The organism is Pseudoxanthomonas sp. JBR18, from assembly GCF_028198165.1.
Classification (GTDB): domain Bacteria; phylum Pseudomonadota; class Gammaproteobacteria; order Xanthomonadales; family Xanthomonadaceae; genus Pseudoxanthomonas_A.
On record NZ_CP116339.1, the window covers coordinates 2700662 to 2726201 of the forward strand.

Annotated in this window: 35 protein-coding genes; 31 read left to right on the forward strand and 4 right to left on the reverse strand. The window is 65.3% G+C overall.

Annotated elements, in window-relative coordinates; all coding sequences use genetic code 11:
* The first annotated feature begins 7 nt into the window (after nucleotides 1-7).
* From rplC to PJ250_RS12265, 27 genes are all read left to right on the forward strand, one after another.
* Nucleotides 8-661: a 50S ribosomal protein L3 gene (gene rplC / locus PJ250_RS12135; protein ID WP_271644813.1), complete on the forward strand. Its 654-nt coding sequence runs from the start codon at nucleotides 8-10 to the stop codon at nucleotides 659-661.
* Between the two features lie 11 nt (nucleotides 662-672).
* Nucleotides 673-1278 (forward strand): 50S ribosomal protein L4, encoded by a 606-nt coding sequence (gene rplD, locus PJ250_RS12140; protein WP_271644814.1) that lies wholly within the window; start codon nucleotides 673-675, stop codon nucleotides 1276-1278.
* Complete coding sequence (gene rplW, locus PJ250_RS12145; protein ID WP_271644815.1) at nucleotides 1275-1574, forward strand: 50S ribosomal protein L23; 300 nt, start codon at nucleotides 1275-1277, stop codon at nucleotides 1572-1574. The genes rplD and rplW overlap by 4 nt, the downstream gene beginning before the upstream one ends.
* Before the next feature lie 11 nt (nucleotides 1575-1585).
* Nucleotides 1586-2413: a 50S ribosomal protein L2 gene (rplB, locus tag PJ250_RS12150; RefSeq protein WP_271644816.1), complete on the forward strand. Its 828-nt coding sequence runs from the start codon at nucleotides 1586-1588 to the stop codon at nucleotides 2411-2413.
* Between the two features lie 6 nt (nucleotides 2414-2419).
* On the forward strand, nucleotides 2420-2695 hold the full coding sequence (gene rpsS / locus PJ250_RS12155; RefSeq protein ID WP_271644817.1) for a 30S ribosomal protein S19: 276 nt from the start codon (nucleotides 2420-2422) through the stop codon (nucleotides 2693-2695).
* A 12-nt stretch (nucleotides 2696-2707) separates the two neighbouring features.
* Nucleotides 2708-3049 carry a 50S ribosomal protein L22 gene (gene rplV / locus PJ250_RS12160; protein ID WP_130515975.1) on the forward strand — a complete coding sequence of 114 codons (342 nt, stop codon included), beginning with the start codon at nucleotides 2708-2710 and terminating at the stop codon, nucleotides 3047-3049.
* A 4-nt stretch (nucleotides 3050-3053) separates the two neighbouring features.
* Entirely contained in the window at nucleotides 3054-3773 is a 720-nt protein-coding gene (rpsC, locus tag PJ250_RS12165) for a 30S ribosomal protein S3 (RefSeq protein ID WP_271644818.1), read from the forward strand.
* Nucleotides 3774-3779: 6 nt separating this feature from the next.
* Nucleotides 3780-4193 carry a 50S ribosomal protein L16 gene (rplP, locus tag PJ250_RS12170; RefSeq protein WP_271644819.1) on the forward strand — a complete coding sequence of 138 codons (414 nt, stop codon included), beginning with the start codon at nucleotides 3780-3782 and terminating at the stop codon, nucleotides 4191-4193.
* Nucleotides 4193-4378, forward strand: a complete 186-nt coding sequence (rpmC, locus tag PJ250_RS12175; protein WP_271644820.1) for a 50S ribosomal protein L29 — start codon at nucleotides 4193-4195, stop codon at nucleotides 4376-4378. Before rplP ends, rpmC begins: the two co-directional genes overlap by 1 nt.
* 11 nt (nucleotides 4379-4389) lie before the next feature.
* Nucleotides 4390-4656, forward strand: coding sequence for a 30S ribosomal protein S17 (rpsQ, locus tag PJ250_RS12180; RefSeq protein ID WP_271644821.1), 267 nt, complete (start codon nucleotides 4390-4392; stop codon nucleotides 4654-4656).
* A 14-nt stretch (nucleotides 4657-4670) separates the two neighbouring features.
* Nucleotides 4671-5039, forward strand: coding sequence for a 50S ribosomal protein L14 (gene rplN / locus PJ250_RS12185; protein ID WP_014161372.1), 369 nt, complete (start codon nucleotides 4671-4673; stop codon nucleotides 5037-5039).
* Nucleotides 5040-5054: 15 nt separating this feature from the next.
* Nucleotides 5055-5372 (forward strand): 50S ribosomal protein L24, encoded by a 318-nt coding sequence (gene rplX, locus PJ250_RS12190; protein WP_271644825.1) that lies wholly within the window; start codon nucleotides 5055-5057, stop codon nucleotides 5370-5372.
* Between the two features lie 11 nt (nucleotides 5373-5383).
* Nucleotides 5384-5926 (forward strand): 50S ribosomal protein L5, encoded by a 543-nt coding sequence (gene rplE / locus PJ250_RS12195; RefSeq protein WP_271644826.1) that lies wholly within the window; start codon nucleotides 5384-5386, stop codon nucleotides 5924-5926.
* A gap of 15 nt (nucleotides 5927-5941) precedes the next feature.
* A complete protein-coding gene (gene rpsN, locus PJ250_RS12200; protein ID WP_271644828.1) occupies nucleotides 5942-6247 on the forward strand; it encodes a 30S ribosomal protein S14 in 306 nt (101 codons plus the stop codon).
* 184 nt (nucleotides 6248-6431) lie between these two features.
* The gene (gene rpsH, locus PJ250_RS12205) at nucleotides 6432-6830 is read left to right on the forward strand and encodes a 30S ribosomal protein S8 (protein WP_271644829.1); all 399 of its coding nucleotides are present in this window, start codon (nucleotides 6432-6434) and stop codon (nucleotides 6828-6830) included.
* A gap of 15 nt (nucleotides 6831-6845) precedes the next feature.
* Nucleotides 6846-7373, forward strand: a complete 528-nt coding sequence (rplF, locus tag PJ250_RS12210; RefSeq protein WP_271644830.1) for a 50S ribosomal protein L6 — start codon at nucleotides 6846-6848, stop codon at nucleotides 7371-7373.
* Between the two features lie 29 nt (nucleotides 7374-7402).
* Nucleotides 7403-7759 (forward strand): 50S ribosomal protein L18, encoded by a 357-nt coding sequence (gene rplR, locus PJ250_RS12215; RefSeq protein ID WP_271644832.1) that lies wholly within the window; start codon nucleotides 7403-7405, stop codon nucleotides 7757-7759.
* 152 nt (nucleotides 7760-7911) lie between these two features.
* Nucleotides 7912-8445: a 30S ribosomal protein S5 gene (gene rpsE, locus PJ250_RS12220; protein ID WP_271644833.1), complete on the forward strand. Its 534-nt coding sequence runs from the start codon at nucleotides 7912-7914 to the stop codon at nucleotides 8443-8445.
* Nucleotides 8438-8629: a 50S ribosomal protein L30 gene (gene rpmD / locus PJ250_RS12225; protein ID WP_271644834.1), complete on the forward strand. Its 192-nt coding sequence runs from the start codon at nucleotides 8438-8440 to the stop codon at nucleotides 8627-8629. The genes rpsE and rpmD overlap by 8 nt, the downstream gene beginning before the upstream one ends.
* Nucleotides 8629-9072, forward strand: coding sequence for a 50S ribosomal protein L15 (rplO, locus tag PJ250_RS12230; protein WP_271648620.1), 444 nt, complete (start codon nucleotides 8629-8631; stop codon nucleotides 9070-9072). The genes rpmD and rplO overlap by 1 nt, the downstream gene beginning before the upstream one ends.
* Before the next feature lie 7 nt (nucleotides 9073-9079).
* Entirely contained in the window at nucleotides 9080-10423 is a 1344-nt protein-coding gene (gene secY / locus PJ250_RS12235; protein ID WP_271644835.1) for a preprotein translocase subunit SecY, read from the forward strand.
* Nucleotides 10424-10774: 351 nt separating this feature from the next.
* Nucleotides 10775-11131: a 30S ribosomal protein S13 gene (gene rpsM / locus PJ250_RS12240; protein ID WP_271644836.1), complete on the forward strand. Its 357-nt coding sequence runs from the start codon at nucleotides 10775-10777 to the stop codon at nucleotides 11129-11131.
* A gap of 12 nt (nucleotides 11132-11143) precedes the next feature.
* Nucleotides 11144-11536 (forward strand): 30S ribosomal protein S11, encoded by a 393-nt coding sequence (gene rpsK, locus PJ250_RS12245; protein ID WP_271644837.1) that lies wholly within the window; start codon nucleotides 11144-11146, stop codon nucleotides 11534-11536.
* 15 nt (nucleotides 11537-11551) lie between these two features.
* The gene (gene rpsD, locus PJ250_RS12250) at nucleotides 11552-12181 is read left to right on the forward strand and encodes a 30S ribosomal protein S4 (RefSeq protein ID WP_271644838.1); all 630 of its coding nucleotides are present in this window, start codon (nucleotides 11552-11554) and stop codon (nucleotides 12179-12181) included.
* 49 nt (nucleotides 12182-12230) lie between these two features.
* On the forward strand, nucleotides 12231-13229 hold the full coding sequence (gene rpoA / locus PJ250_RS12255) for a DNA-directed RNA polymerase subunit alpha (protein WP_271644840.1): 999 nt from the start codon (nucleotides 12231-12233) through the stop codon (nucleotides 13227-13229).
* A gap of 193 nt (nucleotides 13230-13422) precedes the next feature.
* Nucleotides 13423-13797, forward strand: coding sequence for a 50S ribosomal protein L17 (gene rplQ / locus PJ250_RS12260; RefSeq protein WP_271644842.1), 375 nt, complete (start codon nucleotides 13423-13425; stop codon nucleotides 13795-13797).
* A gap of 143 nt (nucleotides 13798-13940) precedes the next feature.
* Entirely contained in the window at nucleotides 13941-14474 is a 534-nt protein-coding gene (locus PJ250_RS12265; RefSeq protein ID WP_271644844.1) for a disulfide bond formation protein B, read from the forward strand.
* Nucleotides 14475-14536: 62 nt separating this feature from the next.
* Here the strand turns inward: PJ250_RS12265 and PJ250_RS12270 are convergent, their stop codons facing one another.
* Nucleotides 14537-16660: a TonB-dependent receptor gene (locus PJ250_RS12270; protein WP_271644845.1), complete on the reverse strand. Its 2124-nt coding sequence runs from the start codon at nucleotides 16658-16660 to the stop codon at nucleotides 14537-14539.
* Nucleotides 16661-16856: 196 nt separating this feature from the next.
* Here PJ250_RS12270 and PJ250_RS12275 point away from each other — a divergent pair, with 196 nt between their 5' ends.
* Nucleotides 16857-18248: a class II 3-deoxy-7-phosphoheptulonate synthase gene (locus tag PJ250_RS12275; RefSeq protein ID WP_271644846.1), complete on the forward strand. Its 1392-nt coding sequence runs from the start codon at nucleotides 16857-16859 to the stop codon at nucleotides 18246-18248.
* Between the two features lie 73 nt (nucleotides 18249-18321).
* Nucleotides 18322-19494 (forward strand): mechanosensitive ion channel family protein, encoded by a 1173-nt coding sequence (locus tag PJ250_RS12280; protein ID WP_271644847.1) that lies wholly within the window; start codon nucleotides 18322-18324, stop codon nucleotides 19492-19494.
* A gap of 21 nt (nucleotides 19495-19515) precedes the next feature.
* On the opposite strand, the gene PJ250_RS12285 is transcribed toward PJ250_RS12280, so the two are convergent.
* The 3 genes from PJ250_RS12285 to typA all read right to left on the reverse strand — a co-directional run bounded on the left by PJ250_RS12285 (nucleotide 19516) and on the right by typA (nucleotide 23540).
* Nucleotides 19516-21129, reverse strand: coding sequence for an amidase (locus PJ250_RS12285; protein WP_271644848.1), 1614 nt, complete (start codon nucleotides 21127-21129; stop codon nucleotides 19516-19518).
* A gap of 61 nt (nucleotides 21130-21190) precedes the next feature.
* Nucleotides 21191-21670, reverse strand: a complete 480-nt coding sequence (locus PJ250_RS12290) for a DUF2127 domain-containing protein (RefSeq protein WP_271644849.1) — start codon at nucleotides 21668-21670, stop codon at nucleotides 21191-21193.
* A gap of 40 nt (nucleotides 21671-21710) precedes the next feature.
* The gene (typA, locus tag PJ250_RS12295; protein ID WP_271644850.1) at nucleotides 21711-23540 is read right to left on the reverse strand and encodes a translational GTPase TypA; all 1830 of its coding nucleotides are present in this window, start codon (nucleotides 23538-23540) and stop codon (nucleotides 21711-21713) included.
* Between the two features lie 101 nt (nucleotides 23541-23641).
* On the opposite strand from typA, the gene PJ250_RS12300 reads away from it, so the two are divergent.
* Together PJ250_RS12300 and PJ250_RS12305 are read left to right on the forward strand one after the other, a co-directional pair.
* Complete coding sequence (locus tag PJ250_RS12300; protein ID WP_271644851.1) at nucleotides 23642-24136, forward strand: peptidylprolyl isomerase; 495 nt, start codon at nucleotides 23642-23644, stop codon at nucleotides 24134-24136.
* Between the two features lie 270 nt (nucleotides 24137-24406).
* Nucleotides 24407-25393 carry a malate dehydrogenase gene (locus PJ250_RS12305; RefSeq protein WP_271644852.1) on the forward strand — a complete coding sequence of 329 codons (987 nt, stop codon included), beginning with the start codon at nucleotides 24407-24409 and terminating at the stop codon, nucleotides 25391-25393.
* Nucleotides 25394-25540: the final 147 nt, after the last annotated feature.

Below are 25540 nucleotides of genomic sequence, written 5' to 3' on the forward strand. Positions count from 1 at the left end.
ACCGACCATGACTGCGAAGAAATTTTCGTTGGGCATCGTTGGCCGCAAGGCCGGCATGACCCGGGTATTCACCGAGGACGGCAAGTCCATTCCGGTGACCCTGATCGAAGCCACCCCGAACCGCATCACCCAGATCAAGACCGCTGAAACCGACGGCTACAGTGCCGTGCAGGTGGCCGTGGGGACGCGTCGCGCCTCGCTGGTGACCAAGCCGGTCGCCGGACACCTGGCCAAGGCCAAGGTCGAAGCCGGTCGTGGTCTGTGGGAGCTGCGCGTGGAAGCCGACAAGATCGGCGACTTCAGCGTTGGCGGCGAGATCAAGGCCGACATCTTTGAAGTGGGCCAGAAGGTCGACGTCCAGGGCGTGACCAAGGGCAAGGGCTTTCAGGGCACGATCAAGCGCTGGAACTTCCGCATGGGCGACGCCACCCACGGTAACTCGCTGTCGCATCGCGCGCCGGGTTCGCTGGGTCAGCGCCAGACCCCTGGTCGCGTGTTCCCGGGCAAGAAGATGTCTGGCCACATGGGCGCCGTGCAGCAGAGCACGCAGAACCTGGAAGTCGTCCGCGTGGACGCCGAGCGTGGCCTCATCGCCATCCGCGGTGCCGTGCCGGGCGCGCCGGGTGGTGACGTGATCGTGCGTCCGGCGAGCAAGGCATAAGGAGAACCAACATGGAACTCGCCATTAACGGCAGCGCCAACAAACTGTCGGTCTCCGACGAAGTGTTCGGCCGCGAATTCAGTCAGGACCTGGTCCACCAGGTCGTCGTCGCCTACCGCAACGCCGGTCGCGCGGGCACCAAGGCCCAGAAGACCCGTTCGGAAGTCAACGGCACCACCAAGAAGTCCAAGAAGCAGAAGGGCGGCGGCGCGCGTCATGGCGCCCTCACGGCTCCGATCTTCGTGGGCGGCGGCGTGACCTTTGCGGCCAAGCCGCGCAGCTTCGATCAGAAGGTCAACCGCAAGATGTACCGCGCCGCGATGAAGGCCATCCTCAGCGAGCTGGCTCGCCAGGATCGCCTGACCGTCGTCGACGCGTTTGATGTCGAGGCGTCCAACACCAAGGGCCTGATTTCCAAGCTCAAGGATCTGAACGTCGGCAAGCGTCCGCTGATCGTGACCGAGGATGCCTCCGAGCACCTGTACCTGTCGGCCCGCAACCTGCCTTACGTCGAAGTGCGTGACGTGCAGGGCCTGGATCCGGCTTCGCTGGTCGGTGCCGACACCGTCGTGATCACTGCTGATGCGGTGAAGAAGATCGAGGAGTGGCTGGCATGATCAGCAACGAAAAAATCTTCAGCGTGCTGCGCGCCCCGCGCGTGTCCGAAAAGACTGCACGTCTGCAGGAAGTTTCCAATCAGTATGTCTTCGAAGTCTCGAACGACTCCACCAAGGCCGACATCAAGGCCGCGGTCGAGCAGCTGTTCGACGTCAAGGTCGAGGCCGTCAACGTGGTGAACGTCAAGGGCAAGAACAAGTCCTTCCGTAACCGCGGTGGCCGTCGCGGCGACTGGCGCAAGGCGTACGTGCGTCTGGCCGATGGCCAGGCCATCGACGTGTCGGCCACGGCCTGAGGTAGACCCACATGCCATTGATGAAATTCAAACCCACTTCTCCCGGCCGTCGTTCGGCTGTGCGTGTAGTGACGCCCGACCTGCACAAGGGTGCTCCGCACGCTCCGCTCCTGGAGAAGCAGAGCAAGTCCGGCGGTCGCAACCACCACGGCCGGATCACCACCCGCCACGTCGGCGGTGGCCACAAGCAGCACTACCGCATCATCGACTTCAAGCGCGACAAGGTCGGCATTCCGGCCCGCGTCGAGCGGATCGAGTACGACCCGAACCGCACCGCGCACATCGCGCTGCTGTGCTACGTCGACGGTGAGCGCCGCTACATCATCGCGCCCAAGGGCCTGAAGGCCGGCGACCAGGTGATCGCGGGCCGTGACGCCCCGATCCGCACCGGCAACACCCTGCCGCTGCTGAACATCCCGGTCGGCACCACGGTGCATTGCATCGAGCTGAAGGTGGGCAAGGGCGCGCAGATCGCTCGTGCCGCCGGCGCCTCGGTCCAGCTGGTCGCGCGTGAGCAGGGCTTTGCCACGCTGCGCCTGCGTTCTGGCGAAATGCGCAAGGTGCCGGCCGAGTGCTGCGCCACGATCGGCGAAGTCGGCAACGACGAGCACAGCCTCGAGAAGCTCGGTAAGGCTGGTGCCAAGCGCTGGCGTGGCGTTCGCCCGACCGTCCGCGGTGCGGCCATGAACCCGGTCGACCATCCGCACGGCGGTGGTGAGGCCAAGGCTGGCCAGGGCAACCCGCATCCGGTCACCCCCTGGGGTGTGCCGACCAAGGGTTACAAGACGCGCCATAACAAGCGCACGCAGCAATTCATCGTCCGCGATCGTAGGGGCTAATCGACCATGGCACGTTCACTCAAGAAAGGCCCGTTCGTCGATCACCACCTCGTCAAGAAGGTGGAGGCTGCGGCCGGTAGCAAGCGTCCGATCAAGACCTGGTCGCGTCGCTCCATGATCCTGCCGGAGATGGTGGGTTTCACCATCGCCGTGCACAACGGCAAGAACCACGTTCCGGTGCTGGTCAACGAGAACATGGTCGGCCACAAGCTCGGCGAGTTTGCCGTCACCCGGACCTTCAAGGGTCATGGCGGCGACAAGAAAGCCGGCGGCAAGCGCTAAGGAGAGATGACAATGGAAGCGAAAGCCATCCTGCGCACCGCGCGCATCTCCCCGCAGAAGGCCCGCCTGGTCGCTGACCAGGTGCGTGGTCTGTCGGCCGAGCGCGCCGTCAACCTGCTGAAGTTCTCGGACAAGAAGGCCGCCCACCTGATCAAGAAGGTAGTGGAGTCGGCAATCGCCAACGCCGAGAACAACCAGGGCGCCGACGTCGACGAGCTGAAGGTCCAGACCATCATGGTCGACGAGGGCCCGACGCTGAAGCGTTTCATGGCCCGCGCCAAGGGCCGGGGCACGCGCATCCTCAAGCGCACCAGCCACATCACCGTGGTGGTGGGCGAAGGCAAGGGCAAATAAGACTATGGGCCATAAAGTACATCCGACCGGTATCCGCCTGGGCATCTCCAAGGACTGGAACTCCAAGTGGTACGCCAACAAGGGCGACTACGCCAGCTATCTGGCCGCTGACCTGAAGGTTCGCGAGATGCTTCGCAAGAAGCTCGCCCAGGCCGGCATCAGCAAGATCATGATCGAGCGTCCGGCCAAGACCGCGCGCGTGACGATCCACACCGCCCGTCCGGGCGTGGTGATCGGCAAGCGCGGTGAGGACATCGAGAAGCTGCGCAAGGAAGTGAGCCAGATGATGGGCGTTCCGGCGCACATCAACGTCACCGAAGTGCGCAAGCCCGAGCTGGACGCCCAGCTGGTGGCCGAGTCCATCGCCCAGCAGCTCGAGCGCCGCATCATGTTCCGCCGCGCGATGAAGCGCGCCGTCGGCAACGCGATCCGCCTGGGTGCCCTGGGCATCAAGGTCAACGTCGCCGGCCGTCTGAACGGCGCCGAGATCGCCCGTTCCGAGTGGTATCGCGAAGGCCGTGTGCCGCTGCACACCCTGCGCGCCGACATCGACTACGGCTTTGCCGAAGCGAAGACCACCTACGGCATCATCGGCATCAAGGTGTGGGTCTACAAGGGCGAAGTGTTCGACTTCAGCCAGGTGGGTCAGGAGAAGCAGGACGATTCGCGCCCCGAGCGTGGTGACCGTCCTTCGCGCCCGTCCCGCGATCGTGACGCGAGGTAACCGGCAATGTTGCAACCCAAGCGAACCAAGTACCGCAAGATGCACAAGGGCCGCAATGACGGCCTGAGCTGGAGCGGAAACCTCGTCTCATTCGGCGAGTACGGCCTGAAGGCCACCGCGCACGGTCAGCTGACCGCGCGCCAGATCGAGGCCGCGCGCCGTTCCATCAGCCGCTACGTCAAGCGCGGCGGCAAGATGTGGATCCGCGTGTTCCCCGACAAGCCCATCACCAAGAAGCCGATCGAGGTCCGCATGGGCTCCGGTAAGGGCAACGTGGAGTATTGGGTGGCCCAGATCCAGCCGGGCCGCATGATCTATGAAATCGAGGGCGTCGACGAAGCAACCGCGCGCGAGGCGTTCCGCCTGGCCGCCGCCAAGCTCTCGGTCACCACCACCTTTGTGACCCGGACGGTGCGCTAATGGCTATCAACGAACTCCGCGAGAAGTCGGCCGACGAGCTGAATGCCCATCTGGGTGAGCTGCGCAAGGAGCAATTCTCCCTGCGTATGCAGAAGGCCACCGGCCAGCTGCCGAAGACCCACGAAACCCGCCGGGTCCGCCGCGAGATCGCTCGCGTCAAGACCCTGCTCGGCAGCAAGAAGTAAGGACCGCCGACATGAGTGACAACGAACAGAAGACGCAGCGCACGATCGAAGGTCGTGTCGTGAGCAACAAGATGGACAAGACGGTCACCATTCTGGTGGAGCGTCAGGTCAAGCACGCCCTGTACGGCAAGTACATCAAGCGCTCGACCAAGCTGCACGCCCATGACGCGGACAACGCCTGTAACGAAGGCGACCTGGTCCGCGTGGTTGAGGTGGCGCCGATGTCCAAGACCAAGAACTGGAGCGTGGTCGAGATCGTCGCCCGCGCGGCCGAATAAGAGGAGTCTGAATCATGATCCAGATGCAGAGCTATCTCGATGCGGCCGACAACTCCGGTGCCAAGGAGCTGATGTGCATCAAGGTGCTGGGTGGTTCCAAGCGCCGTTATGCCGGCATCGGCGACATCATCAAGGTCACCGTCAAGGACGCGATCCCGCGCGGCAAGGTCAAGAAGGGCGAGGTCTATGACGCCGTGGTCGTGCGTACCCGCAAGGGTGTGCGTCGTGCCGACGGCTCGCTGATCCGCTTCGACGGCAACGCCGCCGTCCTGCTGAACAACAAGCAGGAGCCGATCGGCACCCGTATCTTCGGACCGGTGACCCGCGAACTGCGCTCCGAGAAGTTCATGAAGATCGTCTCGCTCGCACCCGAAGTGCTGTGAGCGGAGGAAATCACAATGGCTAACCGTATCAAGAAGGGCGACCAGGTGGTCGTCATCACCGGCAAGGACAAGGGCAAGCAGGGCGACGTGCTGCGTGTGGATGGCGACCGTGTGGTCGTGTCCAACGTGAACATCGTCAAGCGCCACACCAAGCCGAACCCGCAGGCGGGTGTCGCCGGCGGCGTCGTCGAGCGCGAAGCCTCGATCCATATCTCCAACGTTGCCCTGTTCAATGCCGATTCCGGCAAGGGCGAGCGCGTTGGTTTCAAGGTGCTGGAGGATGGACGCAAACTGCGTGTGTTCCGCTCCAGCGGTGAGGCGCTTGACGCCTGAGGAATGAGGTCATGACCACTCGTCTCGAAAAAATCTATAAGGAAGAGGTCGTTCCGAACTTGACCAAGAAGTTCGGTTACGCCAATCCGATGGAAGTCCCGAAGATCACCAAGATCACCATCAACATGGGTGTGGGTGAAGCGGCGACCAACAAGAAGATCCTGGAAAACGCCGTCGCCGATCTGGCCAAGATCTCCGGCCAGAAGCCGATCACCACCAAGTCGCGCGTGTCGGTGGCGTCCTTCAAGATCCGTGACGGCTGGCCGATCGGCTGCAAGGTCACCCTGCGCCGCGCGCACATGTATGAGTTCCTGGACCGCCTGGTGAGCATCGCGCTGCCGCGCGTGCGCGACTTCCGTGGCGTGTCCGGTCGTTCCTTCGACGGCCGTGGCAACTTCAACATGGGCGTCAAGGAGCAGATCATCTTCCCGGAAATCGACTTCGACCAGGTTGACGCCGTGCGTGGTATGGACATTGCCATCACCACCACCGCCAAGACCGACGCCGAGGCCCGGGCGCTGCTCGAAGCCTTCAAGTTCCCGTTCCGCAACTAAGTCGAGGAAAACCACATGGCAAAGACCTCCATGGTCAACCGCGACCTGAAGCGGGCGAAGCTGGCCAAGAAGTACGCGGCCAAGCGCGATGAGCTGAAGAAGATCATCTCCAGTCAGGATGCGTCCTACGAAGAGAAGATCGAGGCGTCCACCAAGCTGCAGAAGCTGCCACGCGACTCCTCGCCGAGCCGTTTCCGCACCCGCTGCGAGCTGTCCGGCCGCCCGCGCGCCGTGTACAGCAAGTTCGGCCTGGCCCGCAACAAGCTGCGCGAAGCCACCATGCGCGGCGACGTGCCCGGCCTGCGCAAGGCCAGCTGGTAACACGCACGGCAGTTATGGTGTAGAATCCGCGCCCCGGATTCTTCACCTTCCGATAGCCTGGCCTCCGTCGCGTGGCCGGGCTTCGATGCGGAAGTCAATCCCGCAAGGGCAGGGCCCCGAGCCCGGCCTCCACAACCCAAGATCTTCGCGAAAGCGGATATCGGTGCACTCATAGGAATCGCACATGAGCATGACTGATCCCATCGCCGACATGTTCGTCCGCATTCGTAATGCGGCGGCCGTCGGCAAGCAGACGGTGAAGATGCCGTCCTCCAACATCAAGGTCGCCATTGCCGGTGTCCTCAAGTCCGAGGGCTACATCACCGACTCGCGCGTCACCAAGACCGAGAACAACAAGGCTGAGCTCGAGATCGTCCTCAAGTACTTCGAGGGCAAGCCGGTTATCGACACGCTCAAGCGTGTGTCCCGTTCGGGCCTGCGCCAGTATCGCGGCAAGGACGAACTGCCCAAGGTGCTCAATGGCCTGGGCGTTGCCATCATTTCCACGTCCAAAGGCATCATGACCGATGCGCAGGCGCGCCAGCAGGGCGTCGGCGGTGAAGTCCTGTGCTTCGTGGCCTAAGGGAAGGAGACTGACATGTCCCGCGTCGCCAAGAAGCCAATCACCCTGCCGAAGGGTACCGAAGTCAATACCGCCAACGGCACGATCACCGCCAAGGGCCCGAAGGGCTCGCTGACGCTCGCTCAGCCCCAGGGCGTGAGCCTGTCCAACGAGAATGGCGTGATCAGCCTGTCGCCGGCGACCGCTGAGCACGAAGCCATCACCGGCACCATCCGCGCGATCCTGGCCAACATGGTCAAGGGCGTGTCGGAAGGGTTCGAGCGCAAGCTGGAGCTGGTCGGCGTGGGTTATCGCGCCGCCATGCAGGGCGCTGACCTGAACCTGTCGCTGGGGTTCTCGCACCCGGTGCTGTTCAAGGCGCCCGAGGGCATCACCCTGGCGACCCCGACCCAGACCGAAATCCTGGTGCAGGGCGCAGACAAGCAGCGCGTCGGTGAGGTTGCCGCCAAGATCCGCGGTTTCCGTCCGCCGGAACCCTACAAGGGCAAGGGCGTGAAGTACTCCGACGAAACCATCATTCGCAAGGAAGCCAAGAAGGCCTAAGGCGCTTCTCCTTCCCGAGGATCAAGATCATGAGCATCAAGAACACTGCCCGTCTGCGTCGCGCCAAGTCGACCCGTGCCCACATCCGCAAGCTCGGCGTTCCGCGTCTGAGCGTGCTGCGCACCGGTCAGCACCTGTACGCGCAGGTTTTCACCGCCGACGGCTCCAAGGTGCTGGCCTCCGCCAACACCCTCCAGGCCGACGTGAAGGATGGCCTGAAGAACGGCAAGAACGCCGATGCCGCCGCCAAGGTCGGCAAGCTGATCGCCGAGCGCGCCAAGGCAGCTGGTGTCGAGAAGGTCGCCTTCGACCGTTCCGGCTACCGCTACCACGGCCGCGTCAAGGCGCTGGCCGATGCCGCGCGCGAAGGCGGCCTGCAGTTCTAAGCTTGAATCGCGTGGGGCTTGTCCCCACGCACCTCCTGCCGGCGCGGGTGCGCCGGGCGCCGCGGCTCTTATGCAGCCGCGAGACGCAACACAGCGGTAGACCACAACGATAAGCGGCCCAGCCGTACAGACCCTTTCAACAGGAAACCAACATGGCAGAAGAACGTTCCCGCGGGCGTGATCGCAACCGCGAAGAGAAAGTCGACGACGGCATGATCGAGAAGCTGATCGCGGTCAACCGCGTCAGCAAGACGGTCAAGGGCGGTCGCCAGTTCACCTTCACCGCGCTGACCGTGGTCGGCGATGGCAACGGCCGCATCGGCTTCGGCTACGGCAAGGCCCGTGAGGTTCCGGTTGCCATCCAGAAGTCGATGGAGTACGCCCGCAAGGGGATGCTCAACGTCGAGCTGAACAACGGCACCTTGTGGCACCCGGTCAAGGCCGGCCACGGCGCGGCCCGCGTGTTCATGCAGCCGGCCTCCGAAGGTACCGGTGTGATCGCCGGTGGCGCCATGCGCGCCGTGCTCGAGGCAGTGGGCGTGAAGAACGTGCTGGCCAAGGCGGTCGGCTCGCGTAACCCCATCAACCTGGTCCGCGCCACCCTGCGTGGCCTGGAAGACATGCAGTCGCCGGCCCGTATCGCGGCCAAGCGTGGCAAGTCGGTGGAGGAACTTACCCATGGCTAATGAGTCCCACAAGACCGTCAAGGTCCGCCTGGTGCGTGGCCTGCGTGGCTCCCAGTCCCGTCACCGTCTGTCGGTGAAGGCGCTGGGTCTGAACAAGCTCAACGATGTGCGTGAACTCAAGGACAGCCCGCAGGTGCGCGGCCTGATCGCCAAGGTTCACTACCTCGTCCGCGTCGAGGAGTAATCACTATGCGTCTCAACACTCTCGCGCCCGTCGAAGGCGCCCGCACCGAGCGCAAGCGCGTCGGTCGTGGTATCGGTTCGGGCCTGGGCAAGACTGCCGGTCGCGGCCACAAGGGTTCGTTCGCCCGCGCCGGTAAGGGCAAGATCAAGGCGAAGTTCGAAGGCGGCCAGATGCCGCTGATCAAGCGTCTGCCCAAGGTCGGTTTCCGTTCCAAGCTCAAGAAGGACACCGCCGAGGTGCTGTCCTACCAGCTGGACCGTCTGGAAGCCGGTGAGATCGACTTCGCCGCACTGCGTGCCGCCAAGCTGGTGCCCAGCACCGCCAAGCGCGCCAAGATCGTGAAGAAGGGCGACCTCACCAAGGCCTTCACCCTGAAGGGCGTGCTGGCCACGGCTGGTGCGAAGGCCGCGATCGAAGCTGCCGGCGGCAGCGTCCAGGAGTAATCAAGGCATGGCGCAGCAAGGCATTGCGGGTGGTCTGGGCAAGTTCACCGAGCTTCGGCAGCGGTTGCTGTTCGTGCTGGGTGCCCTGATCGTCTACCGGATCGGCTGTTTCGTTCCGGTACCGGGCGTGAATCCGGACGCAATGCTGGCGCTGATGCAGCAGCAGGGCGGCGGCATCGTGGACATGTTCAACATGTTCTCGGGCGGCGCCCTGCATCGCTTCAGCATCTTCGCGCTGAACGTGATGCCGTACATCTCGGCCTCGATCGTGATCCAGCTGGGCGCGCACATCTTTCCGGCGCTCAAGGCGCTGCAGAAGGAAGGCGAGTCCGGGCGGCGCAAGATCACCCAGTACTCACGCGTCGGCGCGGTGCTGCTGGCGATCGTGCAGGGTGGCAGTATCGCCCTGGCGTTGCAGCACCAGACCGCCCCGGGTGGCGCGCCGGTGGTGTACGCACCGGGCATGGGCTTCGTGATCACGGCCATCGTGGCCCTGACCGCAGGCACCATCTTCCTGATGTGGGTCGGTGAGCAGGTTACCGAGCGCGGTATCGGCAACGGTGTCTCGCTGATCATCTTCTCGGGCATCGTCGCGGGCCTGCCGGCTGCGGTGATCCATACGTTCGGCGCCGTCAACGACGGCACGATGAGCCCCATCGCCCTGATCATCGTGGCGCTGGTGGTGTTTGCATTTACCTGGTTCGTGGTGTTCATCGAGCGCGGTCAGCGCCGGATCACGGTCAACTACGCGCGCCGTCAGGGCGGTCGTAACGCGTACATGAACCAGACCTCGTTCCTGCCGCTGAAGCTGAACATGGCAGGCGTGATTCCGCCGATCTTCGCCTCGTCGATCCTGGCGTTCCCGGCGACGCTGGCGCAGTGGTCCGGCGAGGCCAGCTCGGCCATCTGGCTGCAGCGCATTTCGCAGGCCCTGGCGCCGGGCGAGCCGCTGCACATGATCGTGTTCGCGGCGATGATCATCGGCTTTGCGTTCTTCTATACCGCCTTGGTGTTCAACTCCCAGGAGACGGCGGAGAACCTGAAGAAGTCCGGCGCCCTGATCCCGGGGATCCGGCCCGGTCGCGCCACGGCCGATTACGTCGACGCCGTTCTGACGCGCCTGACGGCAGCTGGCTCGCTGTATCTGGTGGCGGTGTGTCTGCTGCCGGAAATCATGAGGACCCAGCTGGGCACCTCGTTCTACTTCGGCGGCACCTCGCTGCTGATCGTGGTGGTGGTGGTCATGGACTTCATTGCGCAGATCCAGGCGCACCTGATGTCCCACCAGTACGAGAGCCTGTTGAAGAAGGCCAACCTGAAGGGCGGTTCGCGCGGTCTGTCCCGCGGCTGATCCCCAAGGCAAGCACATCGGCGGTCCCATCCGCCACCAAGCCCGGCCATCGGCCGGACTTTCAAAATGGGCGGCTCGTGCGGCGGTCTCGCGCGCGGGTGTGAAGCGATCGGTCCCTGCGCAAGAGTAGTGCGGGGCGGGGTCTTGGCCGACAGGGCGGGGCACCAGGTCGTTTCCGGCGCCGGAGCATGGGCACACTCCCCATGCCGGGTCCGTGGAACCTGTTGGTTCCATGGACTTCCAAGTAACCCGAGACCTTGGTACAATTTCCAGTTCCCTACGCCACTTGCCGTCAATCCGCCATCGGATTGTCGTGCATCCCGGCCATCAAACAGTTTGGAGAATCGCGTCATGGCGCGTATTGCAGGTGTCAACCTGCCTGCCCAGAAGCACGTCTGGGTGGGGCTGCAGAGCATTTACGGCATTGGCCGTACCCGGTCGAAGCAGGTCTGCGAAGCCGCAGGCGTCGCGACGTCGACCAAAATCCGTGACCTGTCCGAGCCGGAAGTCGAGCGCCTGCGCGCCGAAATCGGCAAGTACATCGTCGAAGGCGACCTGCGTCGCGAAGTGGGTATGGCGATCAAGCGCCTGATGGACCTGGGCTGCTATCGCGGTCTGCGTCATCGTCGTGGTCTGCCGCTGCGCGGCCAGCGCACCCGTACCAATGCACGCACCCGCAAGGGTCCGCGCAAAGCCATCCGGAAATAAGGGGCGCACCTCATGGCCAAGCCAGCTGCCAAGACCACCAAGAAGAAGATCAAGCGCGTCGTCACCGACGGCGTTGCCCACGTCCACGCTTCGTTCAACAACACCATCGTCACCATCACCGACCGCCAGGGCAATGCGCTCTCGTGGGCCACGTCGGGCGGTGCGGGCTTCCGCGGTTCGCGCAAGTCCACCCCGTTCGCCGCACAGGTCGCCGCCGAAAAGGCCGGCCGTGCGGCTTTGGACTACGGTCTGAAGTCGCTGGAAGTCCGCATCAAGGGCCCGGGTCCGGGTCGTGAGTCGGCCGTACGTTCGCTCAATAACGTCGGCTACAAGATCACCAACATCATCGACGTGACGCCTATCCCGCACAACGGGTGCCGTCCGCCGAAGAAGCGTCGCGTCTAAAGGGAGCGATAACAAATGGCTCGTTACATCGGTCCTACCTGCAAACTCGCCCGCCGCGAAGGCGCAGACCTGTCCCTCAAGAGCCCGGCGCGCGCGCTGGACTCCAAGTGCAAGCTGGAGCAGAAGCCCGGCCAGCACGGCGCCACTGCCCGCCGCGGCAAGCTGTCGGATTACGCCAACCAGCTGCGTGAAAAGCAGAAGGTCAAGCGTATCTACGGCCTGCTGGAGCGTCAGTTCCGCAACTACTACAAGAAGGCCTCGACCAAGAAGGGCAACACCGGCGAGAACCTGCTGCAGCTGCTGGAAACCCGTCTGGACAACGTCATTTACCGCATGGGTTTTGCGGTGACCCGTCCGGCCGCCCGCCAGCTGGTGTCCCACCGTGGGGTGCTGGTCAACGGCAAGTCCGTGAACCTGCCCTCCTACCAGGTCAAGGCTGGCGACGCGATCGAGCTGTCGGAAAAGGCCCAGAAGCAGCTGCGCGTGCAGGAATCCCTGACCGTGTCGGCCCAGCTGGACCTGAGCCCGTCCTGGGTGGAAGTGGATTCGAAGAAGTTCGCCGGCGTGTTCAAGGCCGTGCCGGTCCGTTCGGATCTGCCCGCCGACATCAACGAAGCGCTGATCGTCGAGCTGTACTCGAAGTAATCACATTCCCACCCCCGCCGTGGCGGGGGTTTGCAGGAGACAAAGCAACATGACGGGTATCACTCAGCAAGTGCTGCGCCCCCGCGGCCCGCAGATCGAGCGCCTGACCGACAACCGTGCCAAGGTGGTCATCGAACCGCTGGAGCGCGGTTACGGCCATACGCTCGGCAATGCGCTGCGTCGCGTGCTGCTGTCGTCCATCCCCGGCTTCGCCATCACCGAGGTCGAGATCGACGGCGTGCTGCACGAGTACAGCACCATCGAGGGGCTGCAGGAAGACGTGCTCGAAGTCCTGCTCAACCTCAAGGATGTGGCCATCCGCATCCACACCGGTGACAACGCCACCCTGAGCCTGGCCAAGCAGGGCCCGGGCGTGGTGACCGCCGGCGACATCAAGACCGACCACAACGTCGAGATCCTCAATCCCGACCACGTGATCGCGCACCTGACCAAGGACATCGCGGTCAACCTGCGCCTGAAGATCGAGCGCGGCTTCGGCTACCAGCCGGCCGCCGCGCGCCGTCGTCCGGACGAAGAGAGCCGTACGATCGGTCGCCTGGTGCTGGACGCCTCGTTCTCGCCGGTCCGCCGCGTGGCCTATGCGGTGGAGTCCGCCCGCGTCGAGCAGCGTACCGACCTGGACAAGCTGGTCATCGACATCGAGACCAACGGCACCATCGACGCCGAGGAAGCCGTGCGCACCGCCGCCGACATCCTGAGCGACCAGCTGTCGGTGTTCGGCGACTTCACGCACCGCGATCGCGGCGCGCCGAAGCAGCAGACCGGTGGCGTGGATCCGGTGCTCCTGCGCCCGATCGACGACCTGGAGCTGACCGTGCGTTCGGCCAATTGCCTGAAGGCCGAGAGCATCTACTACATCGGCGACCTGATCCAGAAGACCGAAGTCGAGCTGCTCAAGACCCCGAACCTCGGCAAGAAGTCCCTGACCGAGATCAAGGAAGTCCTGGCGCAGCGTGGCCTGTCGCTGGGCATGAAGCTGGAAAACTGGCCGCCGGCCGGTGTTTCTCAGCACGGTATGCTGGGCTGATCGTGAAGTGACATGGGTCCCCGCCTCGTTGGTGGGGACCTTGTTGTAAGCAACACAGACGTCGACGGGCCAAAAGGCCCGCGGCGATGTCCGGGAAGGATCCCGGACTTGGGCCATCCGCAGTCCATGCAACAACGCCAATGAAGGCGACAGCGAACCTCAACAGCATCAATCTTTTCTAGGAACCAAGACCATGCGCCACCAGAAAGCCGGCCGTAAGTTCAGCCGCACCAGCTCGCACCGCGCTGCGATGTTCTCTAACATGGCTGCGTCGCTGATCAAGCACGGCCTGATCAAGACCACCCTGCCCAAGGCCAAGGAACTGCGTCGTGTCGCAGAGCCGCTGATCACCCTGGCCAAGGTCGATGGCGTCGCCAACCGCCGCCTGGCCTTCTCGCGCCTGCGCGACAAGGAAGCCGTGGGCACGCTGTTCACCACGCTGGGCCCGCGTTACCAGTCGCGCCCGGGTGGCTACCTGCGCATCCTCAAGTGCGGTTTCCGCGCTGGCGACAACGCGCCGATGGCCTATGTCGAGCTGGTGGACCGTCCGGAAGCGGCCGCCGAGTAAGCGCGGCGATACATCGCTCCAGACATTCTGCAGACCCCGGCGCATGCCGGGGTTTTGCATTCTGGGGTGGGCAAAAGGCCGTGGTGTTGGCCGTGCGTGCCGTGGATGGGGATAATGCGGGCATCATCCTCTCGCCTGTCGTCATGAACCCTTTTCGCTGGTCGTTCCGCGCACAGTTTCTTTTCGGCTTCCTGGTCTGTGTCGCCCTGCTCGGTGCCGCGCTCTACACCCAGTACTTCCAGGGGCAGATCCCGTGTCCGCTGTGCAGCTTCCAGCGTGGCGCCTTCGCGCTGCTGGCGGTGGTGTTCCTGATCGGCGGCCTGCACGGCCCACGGCGGCGCGGCGGGCGGGGCGTCTACGGGATCCTCGCGCTGATCGCCGGCGGGTTGGGAATCGCCATCGCCACCCGGCACGTCTGGCTGCAGCACCTGCCCAAGGATCAGGTGCCGGCATGCGGCCCGGATCTGGCTTACATGATGCAGGCCTTCCCGCTGGGCGACATGGTGCGCCATGTACTGACCGGCGCGGGCGAGTGCGCCGAGGTCACCTGGCGCCTGCTCGGGCTGTCGATGCCCGAATGGGCCCTGATCTGGTTCGTGGCGCTGGTGCTGTGGGCGCTGATTGCCGCCTTTCGCAGCCGCAAGCCCAACCTGCTGCGTGAGCTGCGGATGCCCTGAATCCGGCTGGGACCGGTCGCGATCGTCGACCGGCCTTGCGCCATGAGGTTGCGAACGACGCGTCAGAAGTCCTGCTGCACGCTCAGGAAGACGCCGCGCCGCGGCGCCCATTGCGGCGCGAACACACCGATGCCGCCGCCGTCGCGCAGCTGATAGCTGCGATCCAGCGCGTTCACCGCAGCGATCTGCACGTGCAACGGATGCTGGGTGTTGGCCTCGAAGTCGTGCCCCGCGCTCAGGTTGAGCTGGAAATAGGAAGGCAGCGAGGCGCCGTTGGGCACGGTGTCCGTATCGGTACGCAGGCCGCTGCCATACAGGTAGTTGGCGCCCACCCTGTTGTGGCCGGCGAAGCTGTAGTTGATCCCGCCCGACGAGGTCAGCTTCTGGTCGTGGTCCAGGTGGATCCAGTTGTCCGCCACGTAGGCCAGGGCGTCGGGATCGAAGTTGTAGGCGCCGGTCATGACCTGCTTGCCCATCGCCCGGCTGTAAGCCGCGTTGAAATACGCGCTCACCGGCCCGTTGTCGTAGTCGGCGGAGAACTCCAGGCCATGGACGTGGCCGTAGCGGTAGTTGAAGGTCGAGTAGATGTAGGCGGCGCCGAACTGCCCCTCGTCCTGCAGGCGGTCGGCCAGGCGGTCGTAAGCGTCCAGTCCCAGGGTCAGATGGTCGCCGACCTGTTGGGAGATGCCCAGGTCGTAGTAGTCGCTGCGCTCGCTGAGCGGAACCTGCGCGCCGGCGGCCAGTTGCTGGTTGGTGGTGCCATCGAACAGGGCGATGTCCCCGGAGGAGATCAATTCGCTTGCCGGCGGCGTGAAGTAACGCGCGTAGCCTGCGTGCAGGGTGGTGCGGTCGGTGGCCTGCCAGATCGCGCCGACGCGTGGGCTGAGCTGGCTTTCGGTCCGTCCGAAGGCCTTGTAGCGGTCTGCGCGCAGGCCGTAGTTCACCGTCCAGTCTTCGCCGAGTTTCCACTCGTCCTGCAGGTAGAGCGCCGTGGTGCTGGCGTGGAAGCGGCTGCTGTCGCCGATCAGCTCGGGAACGTTGCTGGTCTGGTTGCCATCGGCATCGGCCGGGAAGACCCAGCTGTTGTCGCTGGCGGTGGCGTGCTCGAAGTCGCCGTACAGGCCGTAGCGCAAGGTATGCGATTGGCCCAGCGGGGTGGAGACATCGGCCTGCAGCACGTTGGCGCGGTTGCCGCGATCGACCTGCGAGGCGACGCCATCGAAGATCAGATCGCCGGTCACGTCGGGATCGAAGGCCACGCTGCTGTAGCGCTGGCCCAGCGAGACCTGATAGGCGCTGTCGCCGATCAGGCCCTGCAGCGCGACGGTGGCGAAGCGGGTGTTTTCGCGCTGGCGCTCATCGAGTGCGCTGGAATCGAAATCGGTCTGCCCCCGGTTGTCGAACGCCGGAGTCTGCCCGGGGTTGTTGGGCACCTGGAAGCGGTTGTTGGCGTAACCGGCCATCAGGCTCAGGCGCGTGTCCTCATTGACCAGATAGGTCAGGTCGGCGAAGGCCTTGCCCTGGTGGGTCTTGTCGTGATCGGGCGTGCGCGAATTGGTGGGATTCTCCAGGCCGATCTTGTTCTGGTCGTAATCGCCGGTCACGAACCAGCTCCAGCGGCCCTGGCCGCCCCACCAGGCCAGCGAAGGATTGAAGGTGCCGAACGAGCCCGTGGTCACCCCGACGCTGCCGCCGTTGCCCAGCGCCTGGCCGCTCTTGGTGGTGATGTCGACCACCGCGGCGGTCCGGTCACCGAACTGGGCCGGCAGCGCGCCATCGAGCAGCCGGATGCTGGCCACGGTGCGCGGATCCAGACTCTGGCCGAAGCCGGAAATGGACTCGGGCAGGATCACGCCGTTGATGCGGTACTGCAGATTGGCGTGGTCGCCGCGGACGTGGACGCCGCCGTAGGAATCCTGGACGACGCCTGGCGCCTGCAGCAGGACCTGGTTCATCGGCGTGGAGGCCCCGAGCGGCAGCCGGTCGATGTCGGCCCCGGTAATGGTGAACTGGCTGCTGCCGATGTCAGGCGACAGTGCATTGCGCGCCTGGTCCAGCTTGGCGTGGACCTTGACCACGTCCAGGTCGACCGTGGTGTCCGTGGGGGCGTCGTCGGCCAGGGCGAGCAGGGGTGTGGTCGCCAGTGCCAGGGCGATCGCTGAGGCGAGCAGGTTCGGGGTTTTCATCGGGGGTGGGGCCGTTGTGGAAAATGTTATGAGATAACGTTCCTCCTGCTGGGCTTGCGCCGCCCAGGCCGAAAGTCATGCGGAGCAATTCCGCGTTTCCCGGGGTTTAGAGACCTCGGAAAACTGTCGGAATCGACAGGGAGTTCGTCCTGGGTCCCGCGCTCTGCGATCATGGGGCGTCCTTCAGGAGCCCCGCATGTCCGCCGCAGCCCCCGCGATTCCTCTTTCTGCCACGTCTGGCGACTGGCGCCCCGACAGCTGGCGCACGCGCCCGGCGCTGCAGCTGCCCACCTACCCCGATGCGAGCGCGCTGCAGTCCGCCGTGGAGGAACTGGGGCGCCTGCCACCGCTGGTGACGTCCTGGGAGATCTTCGCGCTCAAGAAGCAGCTGGCCGAGGCGCAGGAAGGCAAGCGCTTCCTGTTGCAGGGTGGCGACTGTGCCGAGAGTTTCGACGACTGCGAGTCAGGCCTGATTTCCAACCGGCTCAAGGTGCTGTTGCAGATGAGCCTGGTGCTGGTGCACGGGCTGCAGCTGCCGGTGGTGCGGGTGGGGCGGTTCGCCGGGCAGTACGCCAAGCCGCGCTCGGCCGACCTGGAGACGCGCGGGGACATCACCCTGCCGAGCTACCGCGGCGATCTGGTGAACGGTCCGGAGTTCAGCGAGGCCGCGCGCATTCCCGACCCGCAGCGCATGATCCGCGCGCACTCGCGCTCGGCGATGACGATGAACTTCGTGCGTGCGTTGATCGATGGTGGGTTCGCCGATCTGCACCATCCGGAATACTGGAACCTGGCCTGGGTGGGCTACTCGCCGCTGGCCAACGAGTATCAGCAGATGGTGGCCGACATCGGCGGCGCGGTGCGCTTCATGGAGACCCTGGCCGGCTCGGAGGTGCACAACCTCAACCGGATCGATTTCTACACCTCGCACGAGGCATTGCTGCTGCCCTACGAGCAGGCGCTGACACGCGAGGTTCCGCGGCAGCGGGGCTGGTTCAACCTGTCCACCCATTATCCGTGGATCGGCATGCGCACTGCCGCGCTCGATGGTGCGCATGTGGAGTATCTGCGCGGCGTGCGCAATCCGATCGCGATCAAGATCGGGCCCTCGGTGCAGCCCGATCAGCTGCTGCGCCTGATGGACGTGCTCAATCCGGATGACGAACCGGGGCGCCTGAGCTTCATCCACCGCATGGGTGCAGGCCAGATCGCGCAGAAGCTGCCGCCCCTGCTGGACGCGGTCAGGCGCGACGGTCGGCGCGTGCTCTGGGTCTGCGATGCGATGCATGGCAACACCGAGAGCACCAGCAACGGCTTCAAGACCCGGCGCTTCGACAACATCCGCAGTGAGGTCGAGCAGTCCTTCGAGCTGCACGCCGCCGCAGGCACGCGTCTGGGAGGCGTGCACCTGGAGTTGACCGGCGAGGATGTGACCGAATGTACCGGCGGGGCGCGCGAGCTGACCGACATCGACCTGGAGCGGGCCTACCGTTCGACCGTCGACCCGCGCCTGAACTATGAGCAGTCGCTGGAGATCGCGATGCTGATCGTGCGCAAGCAGCGCCAGTCACGCGGGCAGGCGGCCTGATTGCGGTGTTTCACGGTGCCGGCGCGCCCGGCACCGACATGAACTGCACGACGGGCTTTGGCATAGTCCAGGCATGAAGCACCTGGACTGGAACTCCGCCGCCCCCTACGTCGTGCCGCTGGGAATCTCGCTGTTGCTCGGGCTGCTGGCCTGGAGCGTGTTCCTGTGGATGGCGCGACGCACGCGCAACAAGGATTACCGGCGTGCGCGCATCGTGCGCGTGCTGAGCGTGCCGTTGGCCTTCCTGTTGCCGATGCTGTTCCTGATCATCGGATTGGAGGCCACGCCGCTGCGCGACGGCGACCTGGCCCTGGTGGTGCGCACCCTGCATATCGGCATCACCGGCTGCGTCACCTGGTTGCTGGTGCGGGTGGTCAACGCGATCGTCGCGGCCATCCTGCGGGATCACCCAATCAACGTCGTGGACAACCTGGCGGCGCGCCAGATCCATACCCAGACCCGCGTGCTGGGCCGGATCGCGGCGGGGCTGGTGATGCTGATCGGCGTGTCGGTGGTGCTGCTGAGCTTCGATGAGGTCAAGCAGGTCGGCAAGACGCTGCTGGCCTCGGCCGGCATCATCGGCCTGGTGGCCGGCATCGCCGCCAAGCCGGTGTTCGGCAATCTGATCGCAGGCCTGCAGATCGCCCTGGCCCAGCCGATCCGGCTGGATGACGTGGTCATCGTGGAAGGCGAGTGGGGCCGGATCGAGGAGATCACCAGTTCCTTCGTGGTGGTGAACATCTGGGATGAGCGCCGCATGGTGGTGCCGTTGACCTGGTTCATCGAGAACCCGTTCCAGAACTGGACCCGGCGCAGCGCGCAGCTGCTGGGGACCATCATGCTGTTCCTGGATTACCGCACGCCGATGGGTGAGGTCCGCGCCGAGCTGGAGCGCATCTGCAAGCGCGATGCGCGCTGGGACGGCCGGGTCTGCATCGCCCAGGTCACCGACACCACGGAAACCACCATGCAGGTCCGCCTGCTGGTCAGTGCACGCAATTCGGCCGACGCCTTCGATCTGCGTTGCGTGGTGCGCGAGCAGATCCTCGAGTTCCTGGCGCGCGAACACCTGTACGCGCTGCCGCGGACCCGCGCCGAGCTCAGCAGCGATCCGGAACCGATGCTCGACACGCCCGCGGTACGGCCGTCCCTGCACCAGACGCGCTCGCCCAGTCCCCAGGATGGCCCGCCGCCGATCAGCCACGGCGATCACGACGCCGCGGAAGTCGCATCGCGGCCCGAGTGACCGCCGTCAGCGCGTGCAGCCTTACGGCTTGGCGGCGCTGGCGGACATCGCGATGGTGGGAAGGTACTGCGGCGGCTTGCGCGCCTGCGTGCGCTGCTCGTAGTCGTAGCCCAGCTCGATCAGGCGAGCTTCACTCCAGGCCGTGCCCATGAACAGCACGCCGAGGGGCAGGCCCTGCGCGGTGCTCCCCATCGGGATGGTCAGGCTGGGATAACCGGCCACCGCCGCCGCGCCATAACCGGCCCCGGGAAAGGGATCCTTGAACGCGGGATCGGTGCGCCAGGCCGGGCCGGTGGCCGCCCCGACCAGCGCGTCCAGGTGCTGTGCCTTGAGCGCGGCGTCGATGCCCTCGGGGCCGGCCAGGCGCTTGATGCGCGAGCGTGCCTGGATGTAGGCCGGATCGTTCAAGCCCCCCATCGCCGCGGATTGCTCGAACAGCTCCTGTCCGAACAACGGCATTTCCTCGCGCGCATGCTGCTGGTTGAAGCCGATCAGCTGCTGCAGGGAGGTCACGGGCGCGTCGTGCGTGGTGAGGTAGCGGGCCAGGCCGTTCTTGAACTCGGTCTTGAGCACGAACAATTCATCGTCGTCCCACTGCCCGGCAGTGGGAATCTGGGCATCGACCACGGTCGCGCCCGCCTGACGCAAGGTTTCGACCACGCCTTCCATGGCCTTGGCCACCTCCGGGGAGAACGCGAAGGTGCTGCGCAGTACGCCGATGCGGGCCCCCTTCAGCCCGCCCGGACGCAGCCGTGCCTGGTAGTCCAGCGCCGCATTCAAGGTGGCATACCCGGTGGTGGCATCGGCCGGGTCACGGCCAGCCATCACCCCGAGCAAGGTCGCCGCGTCGGCCACGGTGCGGGTGATTGGACCTGCGGTGTCCTGGCTCCAGGAAATCGGCACGATGCCATCCCGGCTGACCAGGCCCACCGTCGGCTTGAGCCCGACAACGCCGTTGACCGAGGCCGGGCAGATGATGCTGCCGTCGGTCTCGGTGCCCACCGTGGCCGCAGCCAGGTTGGCCGCGGCGGCCACGGCGCTGCCGGCGCTGGAGCCGCAGGGATTGCGATCCAGCGCATAGGGATTGTGGGTTTGCCCGCCCAGGCCGCTCCAGCCAGAAATCGACTCGGAGGAACGGAAGTTGGCCCACTCGCTCAGGTTGGCCTTGCCCAGGATCACCGCGCCTGCCTCGCGCAGGCGCTTGACCAGGAAAGCGTCCTGGCGCGGCTTGAAGTCCCTCAGTGCCAGCGAGCCGGCCGTGGTCGCCATCGGCGTGGCGTCGATGTTGTCCTTGAGCAGGATCGGGATGCCCTCGAGCGGGCCACGCACGGTGCCGCCGGCCCGCTCGCGGTCGCGTAGTGCCGCTTCGGTCATGGCATCGGGGTTGAGCTGGAGGACCGCGCCCAGGTGCGGGCCGCTGCGATCCACCTGGGCGATCCGGTCCAGGTAGGCGCGGGTCAGGGTGCGACTGTCCAGTTCGCCCGCTTCCATGCGCGCCTGCAGTTGGGCGATGGATTGCTCGGCATAGAGGAACTGGGTCGGCGGCGCGCTGGCCTGGGAATCGGCCGGCTCGGGTGTCGAACAGGCGGACAGCGCCAGCAGGCACGACAGTGTCAGCGCAGGCCAGGCACGCATGGAAGGATTCCGCATCGGGGATGCTCGCAGGCTAAACGCAGGCGCCAGGCGGGCGCAACGGTCAGCCGTGGCGCCGGCGCCGCAGCAGGTCGCGGGCGAGGATCGCCACGACCAGGACATTGATGATGACCACCGCCCAGGTGTGCCAGCCCGGATGCCGGACCAGCGCATACATGTCAAAGGGCAGGTAGACCGCCGTGCCCACACAGCCCAGCCACGAGGCCCAGGCCTTGGCCCGCCACAGGCCCCAGGATTCCACCAGGCGCCAGATGGCGTAGACGGTGACGACCGCCACGGCCAGGTGCACCGCCTCGGGATTGATGGCGTTGAGCAGCGAGGGCAGGGTGCCGCGGTCCGGATCCAGGTTGAAGCGCGCGATCATCTGGTGGATGAGGCGACGGATGGGCTCGGGGCCCATCACTTCCAGGCTGGCGGCGGCGATCAGGGCCAACAGCCCCTTGGCCAGCTCGAACAAAGCCAGCGCGTGCAATCCCGGATGCGCGTGTGGATCCGGGTTGTAGGGGCGCTGGCGCTGTGACATCGGGCCGGAAGGATACGCCGGAATGCATCCCGCGCGGCGATCAGGCCGCGCGCGAGGCCCGCTTGCGGTCGCTTTCGGTCAGGAACTTCTTGCGCAGGCGGATCTCCTTGGGGGTGATCTCCACCAGTTCATCGTCGTCGATGAAATCCAGGGCCTGCTCCAGCGAAAACTTGATCGCCGGGGTCAGCTGGATCGAATCGTCCTTGCCCGAGGCGCGCATGTTGGTCAGCGGCTTGGTCTTGATCGCGTTGACGGTCAGGTCGTTGTCCTTGGAATGGATGCCGACCAGCTGGCCTTCGTACACGTTGTCGCCTTCGGCGGCGAACAGCTTGCCGCGCTCCTGCAGCGGGCCCAGCGCGTAGGCCGGGGTCGCACCCGGGGCGTTGGCGATCATCACGCCGTTGGGGCGCTTGGCGATCGCGCCCTGTTCCTTGGGACCGTAGTGGTCGAACACGTGGAACAGCAGGCCACCGCCCTGGGTCAGGGTCTTGAACTCGTTCTGGAAGCCGATCAGGCCACGCGCCGGGATTTCATAGTCCAGGCGCACGCGGCCCTTGCCGTCGGGCTCCATGTTCTTCAGCTGGCCCTTGCGCACGCCGAGCTTCTCCATGACACCGCCCTGGTGGATTTCCTCCACGTCGATCACCAACTGCTCGATCGGCTCCATCTGCTGGCCGTCGATCTCCTTGATGATCACTTCCGGACGCGACACGGCCAGCTCGTAGCCCTCGCGGCGCATGTTCTCGATCAGCACCGACAGGTGTAGTTCGCCACGGCCGGAGACCAGGAACTTGTCGGCGTCCTCCAACTGCTCCACGCGCAAGGCGACGTTGTGCACGGTCTCGCGCTCCAGGCGGTCCTTCAACTGGCGGCTGGTCAGGAACTTGCCACCGGACAGGTCCTTGTTGCCGGCGAACGGCGAGTTGTTGACCTGGAAGGTCATCGAGATGGTCGGCTCGTCCACGGTCAGCGCCGGCAGCGCCTCGGGCGCGTCCAGGGCGGTGACGGTGTCGGAGATGGTCAGCTCCTGGATGCCGGAGATGGCCACGATGTCACCGGCCTCCGCGCTGTCCTGCTCGATGCGCTCCAGGCCCAGGAAGCCCAGCACCTGCAGCACCTTGCCTTGGCGCTTCTTGCCTTCGCGGTCGATCACCGCCACCGGCATGTTCTTCTTCAGGGTGCCGCGCTGGATGCGGCCGATGCCGATCACGCCGACGAAGTTGTTGTAGTCCAGCTGGCTGATGCGCATCTGGAACGGGCCTTCCGGATCGACTTCCGGCTTGGGCGCGTGCTGCATGATCGCTTCGTAGAGCGGGGTCATGTCGCCTTCGCGGGCGTTCTCGTCCAGCGAGGCATAGCCGTTGAGCGCCGAGGCGTAAACGATCGGGAAGTCCATCTGCTCGGGCGTGGCGCCGAGGCGGTCGAACAGGTCCCAGACCTGCTCGACGACCCACTCCGGACGCGCGCCGGGGCGGTCGATCTTGTTGACCACCACGATCGGCCTGAAGCCCATCGCGAAGGCCTTCTGGGTCACGAAACGGGTCTGCGGCATCGGCCCGTCCATGGCGTCGACCAGGATCAGCACGGTGTCGACCATCGACAGCACGCGCTCGACCTCGCCGCCGAAGTCGGCGTGGCCGGGGGTGTCGACGATGTTGATGCGGTTGCCCTGCCAGGTGATGGCGGTGTTCTTGGCCAGGATCGTGATGCCACGTTCCTTTTCCTGGTCATTGCTGTCCATCACGCGGTCCGCAAGGACGGTGCGTTCGGCCAGGGTGCCGGACTGCTTGAGCAGCTGATCGACGAGGGTGGTCTTACCGTGGTCGACGTGGGCGACGATGGCGATATTGCGAAGGTTTTCGATGGACATGCGGCACGGGCGCGACAGAGCGCGCAGGGCTGGGGAGGGAAGCGCGTATTATAGCCGGTTACCGCCCACAACCGGGCTGCCCGTTCCTAAGGAGTCCCAAAATGTCCCTCACCGCCACTTTCAACACCTCCCGCGGCCCCATCCAGGTCGAGCTGTACCCCGACAAGGCCCCGCTCACGGTCGCCAATTTCGTCAACCTGGCCAAGCGCGGCTTCTACGACGGGTTGAATTTCCACCGCGTCATCCCGGATTTCATGATCCAGGGCGGCTGCCCGGAGGGTTCGGGCCGTGGCGGCCCGGGTTACCGCTTCGAGGACGAGACCACCAACGGCGTGGCCCATGAGCGTGGCGTGCTGTCCATGGCCAATGCCGGCCCCAACACCAACGGCAGCCAGTTCTTCATCACCCACGTGGCCACCCCGTGGCTGGACGGCAAGCACACCGTGTTCGGCAAGGTGGTCTCGGGCCTCGAAGTGGTCGATGCGGTCAAGCAGGGCGACACGATCGACTCGCTGGTGATCGATGGCGACACCGATGCCGTCCTGGCCGCCAAGGCCGACCGCGTGGCCGAGTGGAACAAGCACCTGGCCGCCTGAGCCCAGTGCCGCAGGGCGGGCGACGGCCGCAAGTAGACCTTTAGGTGAAAGCGGCCGTACCCGGCCTCCATGCTAAAATTCCGCGCCGCACAATCGAGGCGGCGCCCATCAGGAGCCTGCCGTCCATGTCGATCCCGCCGTGTCATCCGAAGGATGCATGCGAGATCCGGACCCCGGCCCCCGTGAGCCCTCCATCCGCCTGGCGCGCCTAGCGCCTTCTCCCCAGAGGCGGGCATCGGCCCGCCTTTCGATGCACGAGGAATCCACACCATGAAACAACCCGTCCGAGTCGCCGTCACCGGTGCCGCCGGCCAGATCGGCTATGCCCTGCTGTTCCGCATCGCCTCTGGCGAAATGCTGGGCAAGGACCAGCCGGTCATCCTGCAGCTGCTGGAGCTGCCCATGGAGAAGGCCCAGGCCGCGCTGAAGGGCGTGATGATGGAGCTGGAAGACTGCGCGTTCCCGCTGCTGGCCGGCATGGTCGGCACCGATGACGCCGAAGTGGCGTTCAAGGATGCCGACTACGCCCTGCTGGTCGGCGCGCGTCCGCGCGGCCCGGGCATGGAGCGCAAGGACCTGCTGCTGGAAAACGCCAAGATCTTCACCGCCCAGGGCGCGGCGCTGAACAAGGTCGCCAGCCGCAACGTCAAGGTGCTGGTGGTCGGCAACCCGGCCAACACCAATGCCTACATCGCCATGAAGTCCGCGCCGGACCTGAATCCGAAGAACTTCACCGCCATGCTGCGCCTGGACCACAACCGCGCCCTGAGCCAGCTGTCGACCAAGCTCGGCAAGCCGGTTGCTGGGATGGAGAAGCTGGTGGTGTGGGGCAATCACAGCCCGACCATGTATCCGGACTACCGCTTCGCCACCGCCGATGGCGCGTCGATCGCCGATGCGATCAACGACCAGGAGTGGAACGCCAACACCTTCATCTCGACCGTGGGCAAGCGTGGTGCGGCCATCATCGAGGCGCGTGGTTCGTCCTCGGCCGCTTCGGCCGCCAACGCCGCCATCGATCACATGCACGACTGGGCGCTGGGTAGCGACGGCAAGTGGGTGACCATGGGCGTGCCGTCCGACGGCTCCTATGGCATCCCGGAAGGGGTGATCTTCGGCTTCCCGGTGACCACCGCCAATGGCGAGTACACCCTGGTCAAGGACCTGCCGATCGACGACTTCAGCCAGAAGTACATCGACAAGACTCTGGGCGAGCTGGAAGAAGAGCGCGCCGGCGTGGCCCACCTGCTGGGGTGAGCAAAGGCTGCCTGCGGGCCATGGGCCCGCAGCCTTTGCGAACGCCCGCGCCGCTTGCGCGGGCCGGGCGTGCCATTCGCCAGTGACTGCAAGACAACGCCGGGCCGAGAGGTCCGGCGTTTTTCTTTGCCGGTATCGGCTTCGACC

What these genes read in the sequence shown, in the direction of transcription:
- rplC (WP_271644813.1), top strand. Translation starts at nt 8, where the DNA reads ATGACTGCGAAGAAATTTTCGTTGGGCATCGTTGGCCGCAAGGCCGGC.
- rplD (WP_271644814.1), top strand. Translation starts at nt 673, where the DNA reads ATGGAACTCGCCATTAACGGCAGCGCCAACAAACTGTCGGTCTCCGAC.
- rplW (WP_271644815.1), top strand. Translation starts at nt 1,275, where the DNA reads ATGATCAGCAACGAAAAAATCTTCAGCGTGCTGCGCGCCCCGCGCGTG.
- rplB (WP_271644816.1), top strand. Translation starts at nt 1,586, where the DNA reads ATGCCATTGATGAAATTCAAACCCACTTCTCCCGGCCGTCGTTCGGCT.
- rpsS (WP_271644817.1), top strand. Translation starts at nt 2,420, where the DNA reads ATGGCACGTTCACTCAAGAAAGGCCCGTTCGTCGATCACCACCTCGTC.
- rplV (WP_130515975.1), top strand. Translation starts at nt 2,708, where the DNA reads ATGGAAGCGAAAGCCATCCTGCGCACCGCGCGCATCTCCCCGCAGAAG.
- rpsC (WP_271644818.1), top strand. Translation starts at nt 3,054, where the DNA reads ATGGGCCATAAAGTACATCCGACCGGTATCCGCCTGGGCATCTCCAAG.
- rplP (WP_271644819.1), top strand. Translation starts at nt 3,780, where the DNA reads ATGTTGCAACCCAAGCGAACCAAGTACCGCAAGATGCACAAGGGCCGC.
- rpmC (WP_271644820.1), top strand. Translation starts at nt 4,193, where the DNA reads ATGGCTATCAACGAACTCCGCGAGAAGTCGGCCGACGAGCTGAATGCC.
- rpsQ (WP_271644821.1), top strand. Translation starts at nt 4,390, where the DNA reads ATGAGTGACAACGAACAGAAGACGCAGCGCACGATCGAAGGTCGTGTC.
- rplN (WP_014161372.1), top strand. Translation starts at nt 4,671, where the DNA reads ATGATCCAGATGCAGAGCTATCTCGATGCGGCCGACAACTCCGGTGCC.
- rplX (WP_271644825.1), top strand. Translation starts at nt 5,055, where the DNA reads ATGGCTAACCGTATCAAGAAGGGCGACCAGGTGGTCGTCATCACCGGC.
- rplE (WP_271644826.1), top strand. Translation starts at nt 5,384, where the DNA reads ATGACCACTCGTCTCGAAAAAATCTATAAGGAAGAGGTCGTTCCGAAC.
- rpsN (WP_271644828.1), top strand. Translation starts at nt 5,942, where the DNA reads ATGGCAAAGACCTCCATGGTCAACCGCGACCTGAAGCGGGCGAAGCTG.
- rpsH (WP_271644829.1), top strand. Translation starts at nt 6,432, where the DNA reads ATGAGCATGACTGATCCCATCGCCGACATGTTCGTCCGCATTCGTAAT.
- rplF (WP_271644830.1), top strand. Translation starts at nt 6,846, where the DNA reads ATGTCCCGCGTCGCCAAGAAGCCAATCACCCTGCCGAAGGGTACCGAA.
- rplR (WP_271644832.1), top strand. Translation starts at nt 7,403, where the DNA reads ATGAGCATCAAGAACACTGCCCGTCTGCGTCGCGCCAAGTCGACCCGT.
- rpsE (WP_271644833.1), top strand. Translation starts at nt 7,912, where the DNA reads ATGGCAGAAGAACGTTCCCGCGGGCGTGATCGCAACCGCGAAGAGAAA.
- rpmD (WP_271644834.1), top strand. Translation starts at nt 8,438, where the DNA reads ATGGCTAATGAGTCCCACAAGACCGTCAAGGTCCGCCTGGTGCGTGGC.
- secY (WP_271644835.1), top strand. Translation starts at nt 9,080, where the DNA reads ATGGCGCAGCAAGGCATTGCGGGTGGTCTGGGCAAGTTCACCGAGCTT.
- rpsM (WP_271644836.1), top strand. Translation starts at nt 10,775, where the DNA reads ATGGCGCGTATTGCAGGTGTCAACCTGCCTGCCCAGAAGCACGTCTGG.
- rpsK (WP_271644837.1), top strand. Translation starts at nt 11,144, where the DNA reads ATGGCCAAGCCAGCTGCCAAGACCACCAAGAAGAAGATCAAGCGCGTC.
- rpsD (WP_271644838.1), top strand. Translation starts at nt 11,552, where the DNA reads ATGGCTCGTTACATCGGTCCTACCTGCAAACTCGCCCGCCGCGAAGGC.
- rpoA (WP_271644840.1), top strand. Translation starts at nt 12,231, where the DNA reads ATGACGGGTATCACTCAGCAAGTGCTGCGCCCCCGCGGCCCGCAGATC.
- rplQ (WP_271644842.1), top strand. Translation starts at nt 13,423, where the DNA reads ATGCGCCACCAGAAAGCCGGCCGTAAGTTCAGCCGCACCAGCTCGCAC.
- PJ250_RS12265 (WP_271644844.1), top strand. Translation starts at nt 13,941, where the DNA reads ATGAACCCTTTTCGCTGGTCGTTCCGCGCACAGTTTCTTTTCGGCTTC.
- PJ250_RS12270 (WP_271644845.1), bottom strand. Translation starts at nt 16,660, where the DNA reads ATGAAAACCCCGAACCTGCTCGCCTCAGCGATCGCCCTGGCACTGGCG.
- PJ250_RS12275 (WP_271644846.1), top strand. Translation starts at nt 16,857, where the DNA reads ATGTCCGCCGCAGCCCCCGCGATTCCTCTTTCTGCCACGTCTGGCGAC.
- PJ250_RS12280 (WP_271644847.1), top strand. Translation starts at nt 18,322, where the DNA reads ATGAAGCACCTGGACTGGAACTCCGCCGCCCCCTACGTCGTGCCGCTG.
- PJ250_RS12285 (WP_271644848.1), bottom strand. Translation starts at nt 21,129, where the DNA reads ATGCGTGCCTGGCCTGCGCTGACACTGTCGTGCCTGCTGGCGCTGTCC.
- PJ250_RS12290 (WP_271644849.1), bottom strand. Translation starts at nt 21,670, where the DNA reads ATGTCACAGCGCCAGCGCCCCTACAACCCGGATCCACACGCGCATCCG.
- typA (WP_271644850.1), bottom strand. Translation starts at nt 23,540, where the DNA reads ATGTCCATCGAAAACCTTCGCAATATCGCCATCGTCGCCCACGTCGAC.
- PJ250_RS12300 (WP_271644851.1), top strand. Translation starts at nt 23,642, where the DNA reads ATGTCCCTCACCGCCACTTTCAACACCTCCCGCGGCCCCATCCAGGTC.
- PJ250_RS12305 (WP_271644852.1), top strand. Translation starts at nt 24,407, where the DNA reads ATGAAACAACCCGTCCGAGTCGCCGTCACCGGTGCCGCCGGCCAGATC.